The following is a 17,131-nucleotide window of genomic DNA, read 5'->3' as shown; positions in this document are numbered from 1 at the left end:
CCCTTCGCTTTTGTTAAGAATTGGGGACGAAGTTAAGTTTCTTAAGAAGCTTGTCTTCTGAAAAAATCCAACCGGTGTATGAATTGATGACTTCCATTTCGTTATTGATATGGGCGACTGCGACGAACGGGTAATAGCCTTTGCTTCGGTAGCGCAGGTCTATAAGCCTTACTTCGCATAGATCCCCGACATGGGAGACGGACCATCTGTAAATTGGTGAAAATGAAACGAAAGCCTGTATATTTCGGTCTTCCATCGCTGCATCGATATAAGGAGATTTCGGCATCGCTTCACGTTCGAAACGGTCATAAATATTAACAGAACGTCCATAGGCTCGTCCTACGAAGTGACATTCCTTATTAGAAGCGGCAACTCTCCATTGGAAAAAATGCATTGTCGGTGCGATGAATATATCATCAGCATCCGGAATGGTTACTTGGACAGCACGCTTTACTGCTGACTTCAATGCGAAGCGTAGTAAATAATAGAAGAAAATCACAACATAAAGAATCACAAACGTAAGAACCGGTTCGGCACCGAACATCCAGGCGGCAAGCGCAGCGATATGCAGTGCGAATATGATCGGGTCGAACGTATTTATGACTCCGATCGCTACCCATTGATCTGAAAAAGGTCTTAATGCTTGCGTACCATATGCATTAAAAATATCAACGAACACATGGACAAACACGGCTAAAAACGTCCATGCCCATAGATGGTAGAATTCGGTTCCGGGTATAAGGAAAGACAAAATAATCGAAATGACAAGCGGCCATAACAGTACAGCAGGAATTGAATGTGTAATTCCTCGGTGATTTCGTATATAAACTGCATTATTCCTCAATTTAAGTACAGTATCTACGTCAGGAATCAAAGAGCCGGACACTACTCCAATAAAAACCGCTGTCATTGTAACTGAATCGGATGCCACGACGGGGTCTGCCAATGTTAAACCGCAAATGGCGGCACCCATAACAATATGTGTTCCTGTATCCAAATAATCACTCCCTTACGTTGCTTAGACAATGGATGTGGAATGTTTTAACTATCTTTATTCATTATATACCCTATTTTTCATTAACGAAAAGCATATGCAATATGGAGGATATCATGCAACTGTTTGAAAGAAAAGACGAATTTAGAAAAGCATTACTATCATGGTATCAAAGAGAAAAGCGGGATTTGCCTTGGAGAAGGACAAGTAATCCCTATTATATATGGGTGTCAGAAGTGATGTTGCAGCAAACCCGTGTTGACACTGTCATCCCGTATTATGAACGGTTTATCAAAAAATTCCCAACACTATCTGATCTTGCTAATGCAAAGGAAGAGGATGTCCTTAAGATGTGGGAAGGTTTGGGCTATTATTCACGGGTGAAAAATTTGCAATCCGGAGTGAAAGAAGTCGTAGCTGAATATGGAAGTGAAATTCCGAGGAACCGAAAAGAGATATCCAAGTTAAAAGGTGTCGGACCTTATACTGCAGGTGCTGTTTTAAGTATTGCATTTGGAGTTCCTGAACATGCAGTAGATGGGAATGTCATGCGGGTTTTTTCACGCCTTCTTCTTATTGAGGATGATATTGCAATTCCTCGAAACAGGAAGATTTTTGAGGAAGTTGTAATGGAACTGATTGACGAAAAGGATCCGTCCTCATTTAATCAGGGTCTGATGGAATTAGGAGCGACAATTTGTACGCCGCGACCAAGATGCCTTCTTTGTCCAGTTCGGGATTTTTGCCAAGCATTTCACGAAGGAAGACAGGAAAGTCTTCCTGTGAAAAGTAAAAAGACGAAAACAAAAACGATACCGCTTTTTGCTTTTGCTATTCGAAATCCTGAAGGAAAATGGTTGATGAAGCAACGGCCATCTACAGGCTTATTGGCGGATATGTGGGAGTTTCCTATGGCGGAAAATACAGGCGTGGCATCTCCGGAAGAATTTCTGAAGATGAATTTAGGGATGAAATTCGAAGGCTTTGAATCTTTAATCCAATACAAACATGTTTTTTCCCATCTCGTTTGGGAAGTGGAAAGTTATTTGGCGACAGCGAACGACAATGCTTTATCTGGATACCGCTTCTTTTCGACAGATGAAGTGGAAGCATTGCCAAAAGCGGTCCCGGTTTTAAAAATCTGGGAGGAGTTAAAGAAAAAAATACCAAAGGATAAAAAAAACTGATTTGCATATCATATTGGTCACGGAGGTGAAAAATCCATGCCAAACAAAAATCAAAAAAACTTCGGTAAACAAGCGCCACAAGCTTCATTTACAAACGCAAACAAAGTGAAGCAGGAAATCATGGCTGAAGAGTTTGGAGCTGAGACTGACGTGAACGAAGTACGTAAGCAAAACCAACAGTCAGAAATGAACAAGACATCAGGTGGTGCTTTCGGTTCGGAAAATCAGTCTAAATAATGGATTTACATCTCAAAAGCCGGCAGCTTTAGCTGCCGGTTTTTAAATTGTATTCGAAATGTGATTACGTTTTAAGGTAAATCGTTTCAATTTTATCACTTCAATTGGTATAATATACGAATATTAAGTTTTGCGAATTTTAAAGGTGGTTTTACTGATGACAATACCTAAAGAAGGAGAAACGATACAAGTACACAGTTATAAACATGACGGAAACATTCACCGCGTTTGGCAGGAGACGACCGTCTTAAAAGGAACACGTAATATTGTGATTGGTGCAAATGAAAGAACGCTTGTGACGGAAGCAGACGGTCGGACATGGTTAACAAGAGAACCGTCCATCTGCTATTTCCATGCTGAACATTGGTTCAATATAATTTGCATGCTTCGTGAAGATGGGGTTTACTATTATGTCAATATGAGCTCGCCGTTCGTCTATGATCATCATTCATTGAAATACATTGATTATGATTTGGATGTAAAGGTGTTTCCTGACATGACTTATCTGATCCTTGATGAAGATGAATATGCGGAGCATAAAAAGAAGATGAATTACCCGGAAGTGATTGATCAAATTTTAAAGCGTAACCTTGATAAGCTGCTTATGTGGATAAAACAGCGCAAAGGACCATTCGCACCCGATTTTATTGAAGTTTGGACTTCGAGGTATCGGTTTTACAAACAGGTAAAAAAGAGTGAAGAATAAAAGCCTGTCTGCATTCCACAGCAGTTAGGCTTTTTATAATGCTTTTTTAGGGGGAAAGATAAATTGGGGGAAAGTATTAAACGATATCTTAAGTTTGTAAAGCCATATAACTGGCTTATTCTTTTTACGGTTTTAATCGGTGTCATTAAATTTGCAATTCCTTTATTCATTCCGTATCTTATTAAAATCGTCATTGACGATATTATCGGGGCGGAATTGCTGAGCGATGCGGAAAAGACGAAACAGCTATTCATATGGCTTGGCGGAACGGCGTTGGTATTTTTTATCATTAGACCGCCTGTTGAGTATTATCGACAATATTATGCACAATATGTCAGCAACAAAATCCTGTACGATATCCGTGAAAGTCTGTATGACCACATTCAAAAGTTGGGCCTTCGTTTTTACTCCAATACTCGGGCGGGTGAAGTCATTTCCCGTATTATCAATGACGTTGAGCAGACGAAGAACTTTGTTATGATCGGGTTAATGAATGTTTGGTTAGACTTTGCGACAATCATCATTGCAGTAATTATTATGCTATCAATGGATGTACCGCTAACGCTTGTTACGTTATTGGCATTCCCGTTTTATGCTTATAGTGTAAAGCACTTTTTTGGAAAACTAAGGACCTTAACAAGGAAGCGGTCACAAGCCCTTGCGGATGTCCAAAGTTATTTACATGAGAGGGTTTCTGGGATTAGTGTCATTAAAAGCTTCGCATTAGAGGAAAAAGAACAGAAACGTTTTGATGAAACGAATGGCAATTTCCTTGATAAGGCACTGGATCATACAAGATGGAATGCGAAAGCGTTCGCTGTTGTAAACACGATTACAGACGTTGCTCCTTTATTGGTAATTACATATGCCGGTTATCAAGTGATTAACGATGATTTATCAGTCGGTGTAATGGTTGCTTTCATCGCCTACATCGATCGACTTTATAATCCACTTAGACGATTAGTGAATGCATCTACATCATTAACTCAATCATTCGCTTCTATGGACCGGGTTTTTGAACTGATGGAAGAGCCATATGATATTAAGAATAAAGAAGGTGCAAAAGCATTACGGCAAATCAGTGGAGAAATCCAATTTGAGAATGTCAGTTTCACGTATAGTGAGGAAGACGATCCGGTGCTTCGGGACGTTAACTTTACTATTAAACCAGGGGAGACTGTGGCACTGGTCGGAATGAGTGGCGGCGGTAAATCTACAATCGTCAGTTTAATACCACGGTTTTACGATGTGACTGAAGGATCAATTCGAATTGACGGCCAAGACCTTCGGGATGTCCAACTGAAAACGTTACGTGACCAGATCGGGATTGTCCTGCAGGATAGCATTCTTTTCAGTGATTCTGTGAAAAGCAATATTTTAATGGGAAATCCGGATGCGACTGATGAGGAAGTATTTGCTGCCGCTAAAGCGGCAAATGCCCATGATTTCATCGAATCATTGCCGGAAGGGTATGATACAACAGTCGGCGAACGAGGAGTAAAGCTGTCTGGCGGACAGAAGCAGCGGATCGCCATTGCGCGGGTATTTCTAAAAAATCCTCCTTTGCTGATTCTTGACGAAGCAACTTCCGCTTTGGATTTGGAAAGTGAAGCGTTAATTCAAGAATCCCTTGAACGACTGGCCAGTGATCGGACAACGTTAATCGTTGCCCACAGATTATCAACAATCACCCATGCGGATAAGATTTTTGTTATTGATCATGGGGAGTTAAAAGAAGTGGGGAACCACTCAGAGCTAATGGATAAAAAAGGCATCTATTACAATCTGTTTCAAGTTCAATCAATATGATATATAAAGCAAAGCTACCGATTACTTCGGTGGCTTTTTTATTTTATTAAAACCCTAGGTTGATGGTTTATTGAGCATTTTTTCGCGTGTAGATCAATACACTATCTATTAATAGAAAGTATTAAAACGAAAAGGTGATCTGATGAATAATCGTAATCGAGTTCTTACTGTGAATGACTTACAGACAACCTTTTTCACAGATTCCGGAGAGATTCCGGCTGTCGATCATATTGATTTTCATCTACATGATGGCGAGATTTTAGGCATCGTTGGAGAATCGGGATGTGGGAAAAGTGTCACCTCCCTTTCTATCATGGGGCTAATACCCAGTCCGCCCGGAAAAATTGTCGGCGGAGAGATCCTTTATGACTCTCTAAATTTAACAAGATTATCGGAAAAAGAAATGCGGAAAATTCGTGGAAATGAAATTGCGATGATCTTTCAGGAGCCGATGACTTCACTCAATCCTTTATTCACAATCGGCAATCAGATGATCGAAGCGATATTGATCCACGAAAAAGGTTGGTCGAAGAAAAAGGCGGAAGAAAGAGCAATCGAGATATTAAAGCTTGTAGGCTTGCCCCGTGCAGATGGACTAATGAAAGAGTACCCCCATCAGTTATCCGGAGGAATGCGGCAAAGGGTGATGATTGCGATGGCACTCGTTTGCAATCCTAAAATACTAATAGCTGATGAGCCGACAACCGCGCTTGACGTGACAATTCAGGCGCAAATATTGAAACTGATGAAAGAATTGAATGTCCGTTTAGGGACTGCCATTTTGTTAATCACACATGATTTAGGCGTTGTAGCGGAAACTTGCGAGAGGGTCATCGTCATGTACGCGGGACAAATAATTGAAGAGGCGCCGACTAAGCTCATTTTTGAAAACCCACAGCATCCTTATACGAAGGGGCTGATTCAGTCCGTACCCGATATGCGATTTAAAAAGGACCGGCTACACTCCATTCCCGGAAATGTCCCGAAGCCTGGCTCCATAAAAAGCGGTTGCAGATTTGCCGCACGTTGTGAATTTGCATTTGATCGATGCTTGCATGAAAACCCTGAACTGTACAGCACTGCAGATGTTCATCAAACCCGATGTTTCTTATACGACGAGGAAAGGGTGACTGTGGATGAGCACAAAGCCATTATTGAAAGTTGAAAATCTGAAGAAATACTTCCCGTTGAAAAAAGGATTATTTGGAAGGACCGTAGGCTTCGTAAAGGCCGTCGATGATCTATCATTTCATGTGAATGAAGGAGAGACGCTTGGTATTGTCGGTGAAAGCGGCTGCGGGAAATCGACGACAGGACGCTTGCTAATGCGCTTGTTAGAGCCGACTGAGGGAGTAGTTGAATTCGACGGTAAAGAATTGACGTCTTTAACACAAGAAGAGATGAGGATTACCCGTCGTGACATACAGATGGTTTTCCAAGACCCATATGCTTCTTTGAATCCACGACATACGATAGGGAAAATACTGGAGGAACCTTTAATTGTTCATGGGGTTTTGGACCAAATAGAGAGAAAAAAGAAAGTGAAAGAATTCTTGGAAGTTGTGGGGTTGAATGAATATCACGCAAAGCGCTATCCACATCAGTTCAGTGGCGGTCAAAGACAACGCATTGGAATTGCGCGTGCACTGATGACAAATCCAAAATTGATAATCGCGGATGAACCAGTCTCTGCCTTGGACGTTTCCATTCAAGCGCAGGTGCTGAATCTCATGCAAGACTTACAAAAAGACTTCAACCTTACCTATATTTTTATCGCTCATGATCTTGGGGTAGTGCGGCATATTAGTGACCGCGTCGCCGTAATGTATTTAGGGAAGATTGTTGAAATTGCAGAAAGTGAACAGCTTTACGAAAGGCCTTTACACCCTTATACGCGAGCCTTACTTTCGGCTGTTCCCGTGCCGGACCCGGATTTTCAGAAAGAACAGATCATCATAGAAGGTGATATCCCGAGTCCTGCCGACCCACCCACTGGTTGCACATTCCATACACGCTGCCCTTTTAAAATGGATAGTTGTACAAAAGTCACACCACAGCTCAATGAACAATCTTTAGGTCATTCTGTCGCCTGCCATCTTTACGATAGTAAGGTTGACAATGATATAAAACAAATGGAGGGGTCTCTATGAGTAGAAAGAGAATATGGTCAGTTGCTCTGATGTTACTGTTGGTCCTGTCAACTGCACTTGCCGCCTGCGGAAAGGGAAGTTCCAGCAGTAAGGAGGATACATTAGTCTTCGGTCGTGGTGGTGACTCCACTTCACTGGATCCGTCAAGGGTGACTGAAGGTGAAACATTCAAAGTTACAGTAAATCTATTTGAGACATTATTGAACTTTGGAGAGCAAGACACAACAATTCAACCTGGACTTGCCAAGGAATGGAATACGGATGACGGCTTAACGTACACATTCAATTTGGAGGAAGGCGTAAAGTTCCATGACGGAACTGATTTCAACGCCGATGCAGTAGTTGCAAACTTCGAGCGTTGGGCTAACGGGGATGCGGATAAATTCCCTTATTACAACTCGATGTTTGGCGGTTTCAAAGGTGATGAAGGACATGTAATTGAATCTGTTACGGCAGACGGAGAGTACACTGTCATCATCAAATTGAAACGTCCACAAGCACCTTTCTTGAAAAACATCGCGATGAGCATGTTCGCAATTGCAAGCCCTACTGCATTTGAAAAAGGTGATGATCAATTCGAAAGAAATCCAGTCGGTACAGGTCCTTTCGAATTTGTTGAATGGAAAGCGAATGAGTCCATTACAATTCAAAAATTCGATGGGTATTGGCAGAAAGGGTTACCAAAGTTGAACAAAGTCGTATTCAGATCAATTCCGGATAACTCTGCAAGGCTGAATGCATTGATTGCCGGGGAAATTGATCTTGCGGATGGGATTAATCCATCTGATGCTGAGAAAATCGAAGGGGATGACAAACTCCAACTGATTAAACGCCCATCCATGAACGTCGGTTATCTTGGTTTAACGGTAACACGCCCTCCTTTCGATAAAAAAGAAGTCCGTCAGGCGTTGAACCATGCAATTGATAAGGAAACGATTATTAATTCGTTCTTCGAAGGGCAAGCGAACGCAGCGAAAAATCCAATGCCACCATCTATCTCAGGTTATAACGACGACATTGAACCGTATGAATACAACCCTGAAAAAGCGAAGGAATTATTGGCAAAAGCTGGATATCCGGACGGATTTGAAATGGAACTTTGGGCAATGCCTGTTCCGCGCCCATATATGCCAGATGGAGCGAAGGTTGCTGAGGTCATCCAAAGCAATTTGGCTGATATCGGTATTAAAGCAAAAATCGTGTCGTATGAATGGGGAACTTATTTAGACAAGGCAAGTAAAGGGGAAGCGGATGCGTTCATGTTAGGTTGGACGGGTGATAACGGGGATGCTGATAACTTCCTATATGTTTTATTGGATGAAGATAATATTGGCAGCAACAACTACACTTATTTCAAAAATACCAAAATGCATGATTTGTTCATCGAAGCACAAACAGAGGTAGACGAAGATAAGCGAGTCGAGCTTTATAAGAAAGCTCAAGTTATTATTCACGACGAAGCACCTTGGGTTCCACTTGCCCACTCGACACCATTGTTAGCTGCCAAGAAAGGATTGACGGGCTTCTTACCGCACCCAACTGGCTCTGATTTATTATCAAATGTCGAATTTAAGTGATGAATTCACTCTCCACTTCTGAATGAGTCAAAAAAGGGGGAGATCAATAGATTTCCTCCTTTTTAGATATTGGGACTACGAAAGATACTTTGTGCTTACGAGGTGAAGGTGATGCTTAGCTACATTGGAAGAAGGATCATGCAGCTTGTACCCGTGTTACTTGGTATGGTCTTCATTGTTTTCATGATGATTCGGGCTATACCCGGAAATCCTGCCCAGCTCATTTTAGGTCAGCAAGCAACAGCTGAAGCGATTGCCACTATGAATGCGAAATTAGGGTTGGATCAACCATGGTATACGCAATTTTTTAAGTACTTGGGTGGTATTTTGCAAGGTGACCTTGGGGAATCCATGCGGACACGCCTACCGGTTGCAGACGAAATATGGCCACATTTGGCTGCGACGATAGAACTCGCATTCTTTGCAATTATTATAGCTATCATTATTGGCATAAATGCTGGTATCATTTCAGCTTGGTTCCAAAATTCATGGTTTGACTACATAGCTATGATTTTGGCGCTTGTCGGTGTGTCGATGCCAATTTTTTGGTTAGGGTTATTAGGTCAATGGGTGTTTGCGATTGAATTTTCCTGGCTACCGACGACTGGAAGAGAGCAGGTGAGGGATCCTGTCCACGCAATTACGAATCTCTATATCATAGATACGATGATACAAGGGAGGTTCGATCAATTGTGGCAAGTCATGAGGCATCTTATCCTACCAGGAGTTGCATTAGCCACTATACCCATGGCGATCATTGCAAGAATGACCCGTTCCAGTATGCTGGAAGTGATGCGCTCCGATTATATTCGGACAGCAAGGGCGAAAGGGCAAAAAATGTTTTGGGTAGTTTATAAACATGCGTTTAAAAATGCTGTTATTCCGGTTTTGACGGTTATCGGGCTCCAAATGGGCATGTTGCTTGGCGGTGCCATTTTGACTGAGACGATTTTTGCTTGGCCGGGCATTGGAAGGTACATTTATGACGCCATTAACTTCAGGGATTACCCGGTAATTCAATCGAGCATTCTCGTAATCGCCTTTATATTTGTCATGATTAACTTGGTCGTCGATTTATTATACGGCCTGATCGATTCAAGGATTAAATATGACTAAGCGAGGGGGATTGCGGGATGTCTGGAAAAACGCCTAAACTGGACGGAATCATTGAAGATGAAAAAGAAAAGACGAATGGCCCGTGGCGAGAGGCATGGAGAAGCTTCAGAAAGAGTAAATCGGCTGTTGCTGGTATGATCATCATCATATTTTTCATATTGTTAGCTCTGTTTGGTCCCCTTATCGCAAAAGAGGGCATTAATGAACAGTTCGCACCGGACAGATTTCAGCCGCCATCCTCAGAATACTGGCTCGGAACAGATGACTTTGGAAGGGATATTTTGTCCCGCATCATCCATGGTTCAAGGATATCGCTTTCGGTTGGATTTTTATCCGTTATTGCATCGGTTATCGTAGGCAGCTTTTTGGGAATCGTAGCGGGGTATTATGGCAGATGGACAGATACAATCATATCCAGGGTCTTTGATATTATGCTTGCCTTCCCTTCGATCCTGTTAGCCATCGCAATTGTTTCGGTATTAGGACCCGGGCTTGAAAATGCATTGATAGCCATTGCCATTATTAACGTTCCGAATTTCGGAAGGTTGATACGATCTAAAGTGCTTAGCATTAAAGAGGACGAGTATATTATGGCAGCAAAAGCGATTGGGATGAAAGATGCCCGAATTTTATATTCGCATATTCTACCCAATTCCATGGCTCCTGTCATTGTTCAAGGAACACTTGCAGTGGCAACCGCCATTCTCGAAGCTGCGGCTTTAGGTTTTCTTGGCTTAGGCGCCCAGGCGCCTCAACCGGAATGGGGAAAAATGTTGGCGGATTCAAAAGCATATTTGCAATCTGCTCCATGGACAATGATTTTCCCGGGGCTTTCCATCATGTTAACTGTTTTAGGTTTTAACCTAATGGGGGACGGCTTGCGTGATGCACTTGATCCGAAGATGAAAAGTTAAAAAAAACCTCCTTGGGCCACTTGGACCCAAGGAGGTTTAAAATATTTCTTCGCGAAGCTCATTGCTCAGCTCATGTCCGTGCCTGCGTTGATTGGAGACGATTAAGCGATCGAGATGCTCAAGTTGTTCATCATAATTCAACAATGCGGACAGCACATGCAGGAGGTGGTATGCGGAAAATTCCTCTTCTTCCTTTGTAAGGGCAATTTCTTTTGCAAAAATGTCCATCACTTCTTGACGCTGTATATAGTCCTCGTTTAAGCTCTCTGTCAATTTCCCGGATTTTAACTTACCTACAAATTTCAAATGGATTTGCTCATGATACGTTAGTAGGGAATCGAGTCGTTCCTGTATCATCATTCGGAAATGCTCTGGAAGGTTCAGCAATTCATTTTCAAATTTATGAAGTCGGAAAAGTACTTCGTGACTGCTCTCTGAAGCGGCAATCATTTGTCTGTAAATGACAAGTTTTCGAGCTTTCACCATCGTATTTCTCTTAAAATAGCTTCGTTCCTCTTTGAATAAAGTATAAAGCTGATTAACGTTTGTAAGGCGCTCCTTCAACTTATCCAAAGATTTCTTAGTCGCAACATGCTCGGAAGCCTGCCTCCCTGCAAGACGGATCCATCGGATAATTTCGTCTTGTGCCTGATGAATCGCCTGGAATAATTTCGTTTCGTATTTGGGAGGCATGAAAAGCAAGTTTACGATAAATGCTGATAGGACTCCGATGACGATTGTTACAAATCGAAGGGTTGCAAAAGAGAGGAAAGCATCTCCTTTGATCTCCATAATTGCAATCATCGTCACAAGCGCAAGTGAAACTGATTTTTCGAGCCCTAATTTTAACATCACCAATATAATGATGACAGCGGCAAAACCGACAGTCACGATTTGATGTCCAAACACTAATACAAAAATGACTGCTGTAATCGCTCCGATAAGATTACCTTGTATTTGCTCTACTATCGTCAAATAAGAACGATAAATGGTAGGCTGAATCGCGAAGATGGCCGCAATCCCAGCGAAAACAGGATTCGGTAAACTCAGTACATCTGCGATAAACAATGCAAAAACGATTGCAATACCCGTTTTAAAGATGCGGGCACCAAGTTTCATGGGATTATCCTTTCTTATAGAAAAATAATATGTTACACATTTCCCGCGACTTTACCTTAACTGTTCAAATTGGTCAACTGTTTAATAGACGTTTGAGCTCTTTAAAAGATTCATCAACCGCATCTAATGTATGATTCACGTCATCCTCATTATGCGCGATTGTTAGAAACCAAGCTTCATATTTTGAAGGGGCAAGATTTATGCCTTTTTCCAACATCAATTTGAAAAACTTACCGAAGATTTCACCATCCGTCTGTTCAGCCTGCTCATAATTTTCTACTTTCACATCTGTGAAGAACAATGTTAATGCGCCACCAAGACGGTTAATCGTCATTGTGATGCCGTGTTTTTCTGCGGATTGAAGGATACCTTCCTCGAGCAATCCACCTAAACGGTCCATCTCTTCATAAATGCCGGGTTGCTGCAATACTTCCAAGCAAGCAATACCTGATAGCATAGAAGCAGGGTTACCGGCCATTGTTCCGGCTTGGTACGCAGGGCCGAGCGGGGCAACTGTATCCATAATTTCTTTTCTTCCGCCGTAAGCCCCAATTGGTAAACCGCCGCCGATAATTTTTCCGAATGCAGTTAAATCGGGAGTCGTGCCTAACATTGTTTGAGCAGCGCCATAGTGGAAACGGAAAGCGGTAATCACTTCATCATAAATAATGAGCGCACCTTTTTCATTTGCGATTTCATGGACCAATTCAAGGAATCCTTCATTTGGTTCGACGATACCGAAATTACCGACAATCGGCTCGACTAAAATACAAGCCAATTGGTCACCCCATTTATCCATAGCCTGTTTGTAACCTTCTGGATCATTAAATGGGATTGTAATCACTTCTTGTGCAATAGATGCTGGAACACCTGCTGAATCGGGAGTCCCGAGTGTAGCGGGACCTGAACCGGCCGCTACTAAAACAAGATCCGAATGCCCATGGTAGCAACCTGCAAACTTCATCACCTTTGTTCTATTAGTATAAGCTCTCGCAACACGGATTGTCGTCATGACCGCTTCGGTCCCTGAATTGACGAAGCGTACTTTGTCCATAGTAGGGATTGCTTCCTTAAGCATTTTTGCGAATTTCACTTCATGTGGTGTCGGTGTTCCATATAGAACCCCTGTAGTAGCAGCTTTTGTAATGGCTTCTGTGATATGGGGATGAGCGTGTCCCGTAATGATCGGTCCATAAGCCCCCAAATAATCGATATATTTATTGCCATCGACATCCCAAAAATAGGCACCTTGTGCACGCTCCATAACTGTAGGTGCTCCACCACCAACTGCTTTATAGCTACGGGAAGGGCTGTTTACCCCTCCTACGATATGTTCGCAAGCTTCTTGATAGATTTGTTCTGACTTCGTTCTTTTCATTTACAATTCCTCCGTTCAAATCACGTACATTTCCTATTTTAAACAAAATAACGCCGATACGCCAAAGAAATTGAAACCGGGCCGGCAGTCCGGTACGATGTAGTAAAGTAATAGGGAGGGATTGTACATGGAAAAGTTAGAAGGGTTGCAAGCACCACAATTCACATTACCAAATGAAAAAGGCGAAAAAGTTTCTTTAAGTGATTTCGAAGGGAAGAAATATGTAATTCTTTATTTCTATCCGAAAGACGCCACACCAGGTTGTACAACACAGGCATGTGATTTTAGAGATGCTTATCAAGACTTCAGCAATTTGAATGCGGTCATATTGGGAGTGAGTCCTGATAATGAAGCATCTCATCAGCGATTCATCGAAAAACAAGGTCTTCCGTTTTCCTTATTAGTCGATGAAAAGCATGAAGTGGCGGAGAAATACGGCGTCTGGAAATTGAAGAAAATGTTCGGCAAAGAATACATGGGCATTGAGCGTTCTACTTTCCTGATCGATCCGACAGGTACAGTTGTCAAGGAATGGCGGAAAGTGAAAGTGGCGGGTCATATTGAAGAAGCGTTTGCAACTTTGGAACAGTTGACGAAAGCATAAGGAAATGGCGGTGGGAATGATGAATGTATTATTCACTTTTAAAATTAAAGATGAGCAACTAAAAAACTTGCAGTCAAGGTTTCCGGAAGTTCATTTTGAATATAATAAAGAACTCGATGAATCCCCAATTGATAAATTCGAAGTAATTGTTACATACGGGGAGGATATCAATACTAGTGTGCTTGAGAAGGCGACATCCCTTAAATGGTTAATGGTAGCTTCAGCTGGAGTGGAAAAGATGCCTCTATCTGAAATTGCTGAGAGAGGAATTGTCATCAGTAACGTCCGTGGGATTCATAAAACCCCTATGGCTGAATCAGTGATCGGGCATATTTTATCACTAACAAGAGCTTTACCTTCATTATATGACCAGCAAAAGAGGAAAGAATGGAATACAAGAGTCAAACAGACAGAGTTGCGGGGATCAACAGCAATCATCCTTGGTCCAGGTGCGATAGGTTCGGAAATCGGACGCCTGCTCCAAGCATTCGGTGTACGGACAATCGGTTGCAACCAGTCTGGCAGACCAGCAGAAAGCATGGATGAAACAATTCAGTTCGATAATCTTATAGATAGATTACCGGACGCCGATTATGTCATCTCAATTTTACCAAGCACTGCAGAAACAAAAGGCCTATTAGATGAAAGGTATTTCAAGGCGATGAAACCGACAGCAACATTCATGAATTTTGGAAGAGGAGATTTGGTGAAGGAGTCAATTTTAGTTGACGCGTTGAAAAATGGCGAAATAGGTCATGCCGTTTTAGACGTTTTTGAAAAAGAGCCTATATTAGTTGATAGCGAACTCTGGAATTTATCGAATGTGTCGATTTCCCCGCATGTATCCAGCCATTCCGGGAAGTATATTGAAAGAGCATTGGAATTTTTTATAGAAAACCTGGAGAAGTGGCAAAACGGTGATGGAGAGTTAGTAAATTTAGTCGACCCGAAAAAAGGGTATTAAAGTGAGAAAATGATCACTTTAGTTGAAAGTGCGCATTGTATTTATTGACAAAACAGCATCTTCTTCAGTAAACTAATTATAATGATTATAAATAAGTAATCTTTATGGATTGGAGTGTTGGCGATGTCTGAAGTATTCTTGAAAGACGCGCTTGTCACATTGAAGGAAAGTGGTGTTCGGATTACACCACAAAGGCATGCTATTTTAGAATTTCTTATTTCTTCTGAGACGCATCCTACAGCAGATGAAATATATAAAGCACTTGAAGCTGATTTCCCGAATATGAGTGTCGCGACTGTTTATAATAATCTACGGGTTTTCCGTAATGCAGGGCTTGTTAAGGAACTTACTTACGGTGATTCATCAAGCCGTTTCGATTTTGTAACACATGATCATTACCATATCATTTGTGACGTCTGCGGACGAATCGTCGATTTTCATCATCCTGGCTTGGAGGAAGTTGAACACCTTGCTTCCCATGTTACAGGATTCAAAGTGAATTCCCACCGACTCGAAGTATATGGTACATGTCCTGAATGTGCATCTTAACTGTACAGTGGATATAAAAACAGAAAAACCGGTTCCGATATTGTCGGGGAACCGGTTTTTTTTATTTGTTTACTGAATTCTTGTTTTTAGTTGGGCGGTTATAAGATTCGTCAAATTCCTTACCTTCCAGCGAAGGATCCAAAGTTAATGGTTCTCTACAATGTCCGCACATATCAACTCTACCAAGCATTTTAGTTGCCTTGCCGCAATTCGGACAAATGATTTGAACGGCCCTCGTTGACAAAGTACCGATCCAAGCGTAAACAATTGTACTGCCGATAATAGAAAGAAGTCCAAGAACCATGAAAATCAGCATGATGATTTCATTCTGTCTGAAGAAAATCCCGAGGTACATTATGATAACCCCAAGGAAAATTAGGGATAGCGCAAATGAACGGATTCGGTTTATTTTATTCTTATAAGGTTTCAATCGTAATCCTCCTTAAGTGTAGATATTATTAACTGAAACGTATAAAGTAAGAAACGCAAAACGTTCCTCAATCAATATAGCATAAAATCGATATACATCATATTTTGTTGAAGGGTTTTGTGGAAGTACTGTCGAAGAAATAGGTGTGGAGGTGTCAATATGGAACAAGTTCTTAGACCAATTTATCAGGAACGCGCAAGCTCACCCGAAACATTAGGTGTTATTCTTGTTGAAAAAAGAGGCACGGGGGATCCGATAACAGACACATTTGATGAAATCATGTTAATCATAACTTCGAATGAAGAAACTCCTATATATACAAAACACTATTCAGATGGAAGCGGAAAAGCGGCAATGCATGTTATCAGTGAAAAGCAACTGAGGAAATGGCTTCTATTAGGGACGAGACGAAAAGTGGTCGACTGGCTTTTCTACGGAAAAATCTTCTTTGACCGCAATGAGTTTGTAGAAGGGTTGAAAAAAGAGTTAAGGGAGTATCCGTTTTATGGACGGAAATTGAAAATGGGGATTGAGCTTTCACGGTTAGTCAGGGTCTATATGGAAGGGAAAATGTTTTTCGAACAACTGAACTATATGGATGCTTATCATTATGCAATCCAATCTCTTCATCATCTCGCGAGACTGACTGTGATTGAAAAGGGTTATGCACCCGAGGTCACCGTATGGACCCAAGTGAAAAAGATTGATCCTGCAATTTATAAACTATATGAGGAACTAATCATGAGTGAGGAACCTATTGAGAAGAGACTTGAACTCCTTTTCCTTGCAAGTGAATTCTTTATTCATAATCGGACACTGGATGGTGCGCGACATATTATGGATGTCATGTCGGAGAAGGAAACATGGACCATACAGGAACTTCACGAACACGAGGAGTTACGTATGTATTCGATTAATCTTGAAGTGTTGATTGAATTTTTGATTGAAAAAGGGTTTATTAAGATAGTGGAAAGTGATTCGAAAAATGAGTATGTCTTCCATAGAGATTACAGTGTAGGGTACTAATCAATGGCTGAGGACGATTTATTCGTCCTTTTGCATTTTTGATGTTGACATACGAAATCAGCCCATGCTATTATAGTAATCGTCGCTGAGGGAGTTAGTTACCAAGCTTCGAAAAGGCTTGAAAAACTATTTTAAAAAAGTGTTTGACACTCTAACCACAGCGTGATATTATATAAGAGTTGCTTCTAACGGAGCTGCAAACAAATGAACCTTGAAAACTGAACAGCAAAACGTTAACAAATAAAGTTCTGAAGCCGACCCTGTCGGTGAAAAGAACAAAACGAATCTTCGGATTCGAAGTCAGCAAGAAACTCGAGCTATTCGAATTTCTCTTTTATGGAGAGTTTGATCCTGGCTCAGGACGAACGCTG

At 41.5% G+C, this 17,131-nt stretch carries 17 protein-coding genes; 13 read left to right on the top strand and 4 right to left on the bottom strand.

Annotation, left to right across the window (positions count from 1 at the left end):
- Nucleotides 1-13: 13 nt before the first annotated feature.
- Complete coding sequence (locus ACFPZG_RS13110) at nt 14-997, bottom strand: metal-dependent hydrolase (RefSeq protein ID WP_317940944.1); 984 nt, start codon at nt 995-997, stop codon at nt 14-16.
- Nucleotides 998-1,098: 101 nt separating this feature from the next.
- Here ACFPZG_RS13110 and mutY point away from each other — a divergent pair, with 101 nt between their 5' ends.
- From mutY to nikC, 9 genes are all read left to right on the top strand, one after another.
- The gene (gene mutY, locus ACFPZG_RS13105) at nt 1,099-2,181 is read left to right on the top strand and encodes an A/G-specific adenine glycosylase (protein ID WP_381427562.1); all 1,083 of its coding nucleotides are present in this window, start codon (nt 1,099-1,101) and stop codon (nt 2,179-2,181) included.
- Between the two features lie 36 nt (nt 2,182-2,217).
- On the top strand, nt 2,218-2,418 hold the full coding sequence (locus ACFPZG_RS13100; RefSeq protein ID WP_283734081.1) for a gamma-type small acid-soluble spore protein: 201 nt from the start codon (nt 2,218-2,220) through the stop codon (nt 2,416-2,418).
- Nucleotides 2,419-2,575: 157 nt separating this feature from the next.
- Nucleotides 2,576-3,124 (top strand): nucleoside tri-diphosphate phosphatase, encoded by a 549-nt coding sequence (gene ntdP, locus ACFPZG_RS13095; RefSeq protein ID WP_283734082.1) that lies wholly within the window; start codon nt 2,576-2,578, stop codon nt 3,122-3,124.
- Nucleotides 3,125-3,187: 63 nt separating this feature from the next.
- Nucleotides 3,188-4,933, top strand: a complete 1,746-nt coding sequence (locus tag ACFPZG_RS13090) for an ABC transporter ATP-binding protein (RefSeq protein ID WP_317940942.1) — start codon at nt 3,188-3,190, stop codon at nt 4,931-4,933.
- 142 nt (nt 4,934-5,075) lie between these two features.
- Entirely contained in the window at nt 5,076-6,098 is a 1,023-nt protein-coding gene (locus tag ACFPZG_RS13085) for an ABC transporter ATP-binding protein (protein ID WP_317940941.1), read from the top strand.
- Nucleotides 6,070-7,083 (top strand): ABC transporter ATP-binding protein, encoded by a 1,014-nt coding sequence (locus ACFPZG_RS13080; protein ID WP_317940940.1) that lies wholly within the window; start codon nt 6,070-6,072, stop codon nt 7,081-7,083. The genes ACFPZG_RS13085 and ACFPZG_RS13080 overlap by 29 nt, the downstream gene beginning before the upstream one ends.
- On the top strand, nt 7,080-8,660 hold the full coding sequence (locus ACFPZG_RS13075; RefSeq protein WP_283734083.1) for an ABC transporter substrate-binding protein: 1,581 nt from the start codon (nt 7,080-7,082) through the stop codon (nt 8,658-8,660). Before ACFPZG_RS13080 ends, ACFPZG_RS13075 begins: the two co-directional genes overlap by 4 nt.
- Before the next feature lie 111 nt (nt 8,661-8,771).
- The gene (locus tag ACFPZG_RS13070) at nt 8,772-9,776 is read left to right on the top strand and encodes an ABC transporter permease (protein ID WP_283734084.1); all 1,005 of its coding nucleotides are present in this window, start codon (nt 8,772-8,774) and stop codon (nt 9,774-9,776) included.
- 17 nt (nt 9,777-9,793) lie between these two features.
- A complete protein-coding gene (nikC, locus tag ACFPZG_RS13065) occupies nt 9,794-10,690 on the top strand; it encodes a nickel transporter permease (RefSeq protein WP_317940939.1) in 897 nt (298 codons plus the stop codon).
- 36 nt (nt 10,691-10,726) lie between these two features.
- Here nikC and ACFPZG_RS13060 read toward each other — a convergent pair whose 3' ends face one another.
- Together ACFPZG_RS13060 and ACFPZG_RS13055 are read right to left on the bottom strand one after the other, a co-directional pair.
- Complete coding sequence (locus tag ACFPZG_RS13060; RefSeq protein WP_283734085.1) at nt 10,727-11,809, bottom strand: FUSC family protein; 1,083 nt, start codon at nt 11,807-11,809, stop codon at nt 10,727-10,729.
- A gap of 73 nt (nt 11,810-11,882) precedes the next feature.
- On the bottom strand, nt 11,883-13,187 hold the full coding sequence (locus tag ACFPZG_RS13055) for a glutamate-1-semialdehyde 2,1-aminomutase (RefSeq protein WP_283734086.1): 1,305 nt from the start codon (nt 13,185-13,187) through the stop codon (nt 11,883-11,885).
- Between the two features lie 127 nt (nt 13,188-13,314).
- On the opposite strand from ACFPZG_RS13055, the gene bcp reads away from it, so the two are divergent.
- The 3 genes from bcp (at nt 13,315) to perR (ending at nt 15,304) form a co-directional block, all read left to right on the top strand.
- The gene (gene bcp / locus ACFPZG_RS13050; RefSeq protein WP_283734087.1) at nt 13,315-13,791 is read left to right on the top strand and encodes a thioredoxin-dependent thiol peroxidase; all 477 of its coding nucleotides are present in this window, start codon (nt 13,315-13,317) and stop codon (nt 13,789-13,791) included.
- A gap of 19 nt (nt 13,792-13,810) precedes the next feature.
- A complete protein-coding gene (locus tag ACFPZG_RS13045; protein ID WP_283734588.1) occupies nt 13,811-14,755 on the top strand; it encodes a D-2-hydroxyacid dehydrogenase in 945 nt (314 codons plus the stop codon).
- A 123-nt stretch (nt 14,756-14,878) separates the two neighbouring features.
- On the top strand, nt 14,879-15,304 hold the full coding sequence (gene perR, locus ACFPZG_RS13040; RefSeq protein ID WP_283734088.1) for a peroxide-responsive transcriptional repressor PerR: 426 nt from the start codon (nt 14,879-14,881) through the stop codon (nt 15,302-15,304).
- A gap of 61 nt (nt 15,305-15,365) precedes the next feature.
- Here perR and ACFPZG_RS13035 read toward each other — a convergent pair whose 3' ends face one another.
- Complete coding sequence (locus ACFPZG_RS13035; protein ID WP_283734089.1) at nt 15,366-15,734, bottom strand: YgzB family protein; 369 nt, start codon at nt 15,732-15,734, stop codon at nt 15,366-15,368.
- A 159-nt stretch (nt 15,735-15,893) separates the two neighbouring features.
- On the opposite strand from ACFPZG_RS13035, the gene ACFPZG_RS13030 reads away from it, so the two are divergent.
- Nucleotides 15,894-16,760, top strand: coding sequence for a nucleotidyltransferase-like protein (locus tag ACFPZG_RS13030; RefSeq protein ID WP_317940937.1), 867 nt, complete (start codon nt 15,894-15,896; stop codon nt 16,758-16,760).
- Nucleotides 16,761-17,131 lie beyond the last annotated feature (371 nt).

This window comes from Sporosarcina thermotolerans, assembly GCF_042658975.1.
In the GTDB taxonomy this organism is placed as follows: Bacteria; Bacillota; Bacilli; order Bacillales_A; family Planococcaceae; genus Sporosarcina; species Sporosarcina thermotolerans.
The sequence above is the reverse complement of the archived record's forward strand: the minus strand, read 5'-3'. Positions and strand labels throughout refer to the sequence as shown.